The organism is Vibrio rumoiensis 1S-45 (assembly GCF_000286955.2).
GTDB lineage: Bacteria > Pseudomonadota > Gammaproteobacteria > Enterobacterales > Vibrionaceae > Vibrio > Vibrio rumoiensis_A.
On the sequence record NZ_AJYK02000076.1, the window covers coordinates 1 to 5,410 of the forward strand.

General features: G+C 37.6%; 5 protein-coding genes. 3 read left to right on the forward strand and 2 right to left on the reverse strand.

Features of this window, described 5'->3' with window-relative positions:
• The first annotated feature begins 230 nt into the window (after positions 1 to 230).
• Entirely contained in the window at positions 231 to 1,154 is a 924-nt protein-coding gene (coaA, locus tag A1QC_RS10030) for a type I pantothenate kinase (protein ID WP_026025811.1), read from the forward strand.
• Between the two features lie 20 nt (positions 1,155 to 1,174).
• Here the strand turns inward: coaA and birA are convergent, their stop codons facing one another.
• Positions 1,175 to 2,152, reverse strand: coding sequence for a bifunctional biotin--[acetyl-CoA-carboxylase] ligase/biotin operon repressor BirA (birA, locus tag A1QC_RS10035; protein WP_017025070.1), 978 nt, complete (start codon positions 2,150 to 2,152; stop codon positions 1,175 to 1,177).
• Between the two features lie 23 nt (positions 2,153 to 2,175).
• A complete protein-coding gene (murB, locus tag A1QC_RS10040; protein ID WP_017025071.1) occupies positions 2,176 to 3,228 on the reverse strand; it encodes a UDP-N-acetylmuramate dehydrogenase in 1,053 nt (350 codons plus the stop codon).
• Between the two features lie 66 nt (positions 3,229 to 3,294).
• Between murB and A1QC_RS10045 the strand changes: the two genes are divergently transcribed.
• Positions 3,295 to 3,732 (forward strand): GNAT family N-acetyltransferase, encoded by a 438-nt coding sequence (locus A1QC_RS10045; protein WP_017025072.1) that lies wholly within the window; start codon positions 3,295 to 3,297, stop codon positions 3,730 to 3,732.
• 87 nt (positions 3,733 to 3,819) lie between these two features.
• On the forward strand, positions 3,820 to 5,160 hold the full coding sequence (gene pssA / locus A1QC_RS10050; RefSeq protein WP_017025073.1) for a CDP-diacylglycerol--serine O-phosphatidyltransferase: 1,341 nt from the start codon (positions 3,820 to 3,822) through the stop codon (positions 5,158 to 5,160).
• The last annotated feature ends 250 nt before the right edge of the window (positions 5,161 to 5,410 follow it).

Consider the following 5,410-nt stretch of genomic DNA (forward strand, 5'->3'; position numbering starts at 1 on the left):
CTCTACCTACTGAGCTAAGTCGGCGCAAGTGGGGCGAATTCTATTGAATGTTCAGAAAGCTTGCAAGGGTAAAATGCAAAAAAACACCATTTTAAATAATGGAATAGTATTTTAGGGGCAATTTTAGGAAAAAATCATTCATTTGCTGCGAAAGTGATCCATCTGTTATTTGAAATCCATCAAGCATGGTGTATCTTTCTTCATCCTTTTTGGTCATTTTCGAGTCTTTTATGAATCCGTATCTATCATACAATAGAGTGCAGTGGTCTGAATTAAGAAATTCTGTCCCTATGACTCTGGCTCCTGAAGACTTAAAAGTGTTACAAGGGATCAATGAAAGCTTATCAATGGATGAAGTCACGGAGATTTATCTTCCTCTTTCTCGATTGCTCAATTTATACGTCGCTGCACGACAAAGCCGCAACCAAGTGCTCCATCAGTTTTTTAATAAAGAGGAAAAGTCTCCTCCATTTATTATTGGTATTGCCGGCAGTGTGGCGGTAGGAAAAAGCACAACTGCTCGTCTTCTTAAAGCGCTTTTATCTCGTTGGGAAAATCACCCAAAAGTCGAGCTAATTACTACCGATGGATTCCTTCGCCCTAACGAAGAGCTCCTTTCCAATAATTTGATGGCGAGAAAAGGATTCCCGGAATCGTATGATACGAAAGCGTTAGTAGAGTTTCTCAGTGATGTTAAGGGATGCAAACGTAACATTCAGGTGCCTGTCTATTCGCATATCACCTACAACGTTACCGATGAAGTCAAAATCGTTGATCAGCCTGACGTGTTGATCATTGAAGGGTTAAATGTTTTACAAAGTGGAAGTGATTACCCTGATAACCCATTTAAGGTGTTTATTTCTGACTTCCTAGATTTTTCAATTTATGTTGATGCTGAAACAGCAAAAATTGAAGAGTGGTATATTTCAAGATTTATGAAGCTACGAAAGGGTGCTTTTACTAAGCCAGGTTCATACTTTAGCCATTACACTAAACTCACTGAGCAAGAATCCATTGCCAAAGCCAAAAGTATTTGGCAATCAATTAATGGTGTTAACCTCGAACAGAATATCTTACCTACTCGAGATAAAGCCCAATTGATTTTACGCAAAGGTAATAAACACATGGTCGAGGAAGTACTACTGCACAAATGAAAACCATTTATTTACGGTACTTATTCCCCCTTACGCAAAGAAATCTCACCTCCAATATACGTTTCAAGCCCATTCGCTGTTTCAATTTTCACAGCCCCTTGTTCGGTAATACCTTTGCCGACACCAATCACTTCTTTGTTTCCCATTAATAATTTAATCGGCTTATCTTTAAAGTTATCGAGTTGATTCCAACGCTCAACAAAGCTGCTCATTCCTTGTAATTCATACTGATCCAATACTTTTTTCCATGCATCTATCAATGCGATTACAATGGTGCTCCTAGATGGCATTTCATCATCAAATACGTGTGATAAATTTGCCCATGGTTGGTCAATATCCACTAAATCTTTAGCCATATTAACATTGAGCCCCATTCCAATCACAAGGTGGGCAACACCACCGGTTTGCCCAGACATTTCAACCAAAATACCGGCTAACTTCTTATCGTTAAAATATAAATCATTAGGCCACTTTAACTTTAAGTCTTTCGCACCTAGTGATTCCAATGCATCAACAATTGCGACACCAATAGCCAAACTCAATCCCATTGCAGCAGCAACACCAGCTTCCAATTTCCAATACATTGAAAAGTACAGATTAGAACCGTATGGAGAAGCCCATTGGCGGCCACGACGACCACGACCATTTGCTTGATATTCGGCTATACACACAGATCCATTAGCTAAATCATCAACATTATCTAATAAATATTGATTGGTCGAATCAATAACAGAAAAAAGCTCTACTGGCGCAGATGAAGACTTTTGAATAATAGACAAATCCAATAAATCGATAGGTGCAGAGAGTTGATATCCCTTTCCTTGAACTCGATAAACATCAAGCCCCCAGTCCTGAATTCCTTTAATGTGCTTACTAATCGCCGCCCGCGAAATGCCTAAACTACCCCCTAACATTTCACCTGAATGAAATTCACCATCAGATAAATATTGAATAATTTGATGTTTAACCGAATGCTCTTTCACCTTTTTTTCAGACATTAATCCAATCTCTCATTTTAAATTTAGACATGATTCTCTGTGAAAATATTATTCAGATTTGTTTCATGTTCTGAATCAAAAAAGCGGACTTCATGCTCTAAGTCCACACCGTATTTATGGCTGACTGTTTGCCTAATAAACCAAGCAAGATCCAATATGTCTTTTGAGGTTGCTTCACCAGCATTCACTATAACGAGAGCCTGCTGTGGATGTACTTGTGCTCCACCAATCTGGTGCCCTTTTAAGCCACATCGATCAATTAACCACCCTGCTGCAATCTTAACCCCACCTTCTGTCATTGGATAACCGGAAAGCTCTGGGTAGGCTGTTTTTAATCTGTTGAAATTTTCCGTCGTAATGACTGGGTTTTTAAAAAAGCTCCCAGCATTACCAGTGACCGATGGGTCCGGCAGCTTAGAACGTCGTATATCGCATACGAGATCAAAAATAGCTTGAGGGGTTGTTAAAATATCTTTTTCTGCCTGCAAAGGGCCATAGGATAAGTTTGCTTTCCAAGCCTTATTTAACTTTAACCCCACAGCAACAATGACAACCTTACCTAAAAGGGATTGCTTAAATACGGAATCCCTATAAGCAAATAAACATTGATCTGAATTTAAACGAGTAATAGTCAATGTGTCTAAATCTAGATATTCAACATATTCACAAACATCTTTAAATTCAACTCCATAGGCACCAATATTTTGTATGGGAGCGCTGCCAACACAGCCAGGAATAAGCGCTAGGTTTTCCAGCCCATAAATGCCTTGGCTTAATGTCCACTCCACTAAACTGGGCCAATCTTCGCCTCCAGCAATATGAAGATGAAATAGCTTATCGCTTTCCGTCACTTTTTTACCAAGTAACTGATTAGTGATAATCACACCATGAAATGGCTCTGTAAATAAAACATTACTTCCTTTGCCCAAGATTAATTTGGGTAATTGTTTCCATTGAGGATTTTGATACGCATCAATCACATCATCAACATTAGCGGCTTCGACTAAAAAGTCACACGGGATATCAATACCAAAAGTATGGAAAGGTTTAAGGTTTACGTTTACTTGCACATTCATAGACTTGGTTACCTAAACTTGTATTATGCTATTCTACCTTATCCATTTAACAAACACAGTGCTTCAATGAACGAACTTATTTTTCAACAACTTGATCCAATCAAATTGCCGTTAATCAAGCCCATTTATAAAGCCTTTTATCCATCTGCTAAACCTAAGAAAAATGAAGCAATTATTGTTGGATATGCGGAATCAAATATAGTGGCTATCGTTCGATTTAGACCTATTGGTGAGTACTCCCTCTTAACCGGAATGCTTGTCATACCAAGTTTTAGGCATTCAGGTATTGCCACTGATCTCTTAACTTTCTGTAAGACTCAACATTTAAACAGCTCTTGCTTTTGCTTTGCTTACACTCATTTAAAAAACTTCTATAAAAAAGCAGGCTTTGAAGTGAAAACTATTGTTGAACTTCCTCCGCCACTTCAACAATTATTTCAAAGATATACATCAAATGGTAAAAATCTGCTACCAATGCAGTACAAATGCACAGATATGACATAAGATATCAAGCATATATAGGAATAGTTTCACCTAATTTGATAAAGTAGCGCCTATAGATTTAGGCAGCATTAAGGTTAATTAATTAATATGATAGCTAGTAAGAATTTACTCGAACAGCTACCAACCATAGCTCAAGATCCAAACGCATTTGAAGTGTTATTTACTGCACAACAATTTCGTGAACGACTGTTGTCTGAAATAAAGCAAGCTTCCCATCGAATTTACCTCGTTGCCCTGTACTTAGAAAATGATGAGGCTGGTAGGGAGATTCTCACGGCTCTTTATGAAGCGAAACAACGAAACCCTAAGATAGAGGTGACAGTTTGTGTCGATTGGCACCGTGCTCAACGAGGGTTAATTGGAGCCGATCAAAGCGAAGGTAATGCAGCTATTTATAAAGAGTTTGCAGAAAAGTACCAGTATCCGATCTCGATTCTCGGTGTGCCAGTTCGAAGTAAAGAAGTGTTTGGTGTTCTTCATCTAAAAGGCTTCATCATTGATGACACCGTTATTTATAGTGGGGCAAGCTTAAATAATATCTATTTACATCATAGTAATAAATATCGTTTTGATCGCTATCATGTAATTAAAAACCCTAAGTTAGCTAACAGCATGGTTAATTATATTACTCAATATATTACCCTAAACCCTGCCGTAAATTGTTTATCCCAAAATGAGCGCCCAACGACTAAATCATTGAAACTTGAAATCAAACAATTTCGAGCTTTACTCGCTCAATCAAACTATGAGTTTGATCCAGAAATCATAGAGCCAGGCAAGGTGGGTATCTCTCCTTTAGTCGGGGTAGGAAAGAGAAGAAATAAATTAAATCTTCATATCAATAATCTAATTGCTTGTGCAGAAAAAGAAGTCACTATCCTGACACCTTACTTTAATTTTCCAAATAGCATCGCTAAAGAAGTTAAACGAGCTATTAAACGTGGAGTGAAGGTAACAATCATCGTAGGGGATAAAACTGCTAATGATTTCTATATTCCCCCAGAAGAAAGCTTTAAAACCATCGCTGGGCTACCTTACTTATACGAAATGAATTTACGCCACTTCGCTCGAATTAATGAAGCTAATATTGCTAGCCGACAACTTTCGATTTTTTTATGGAAGCATGAAAAAAACAGTTTTCATTTAAAAGGTATGTGGATCGATAAAGAATACATGCTGCTCACAGGGAATAATTTTAACCCTAGAGCTTGGAAGCTAGACTTAGAGAATGGATTACTCATTAAAGATCCTGAACATTTACTTGTGGATCAATTTGAGAAAGAAATAGAGTCTATTTTAAAACACACCAATCTAGTCGGCAGTTATAAACAACTAGAAAGCATTGAGCACTATCCTGAAGAGGTTCAAAGGCTCATACGTAAGATAAAACGAGTTAAAGCGGATAGGATATTAAAACAAATCCTTTAAACTACCTACTATTTACAATAGCCCGGGATAACCTCTCGGGTTTTTTTATTCTATCTTATCTATAGATCAAAACAAAACCACTGACAAAACTACAACTTAAAATTTCTATATAATTTTCGTTTATTGTTTTCATTAAACGAAAAAAGCCTGACTCTTTATCCAATAAGTCGGGACTTCCTAATACCTTCCTTGCCGCGTCACAGGTCTGCTGCATCTAAACAGAAGCAATCAATTGAACTACCACTCCGCA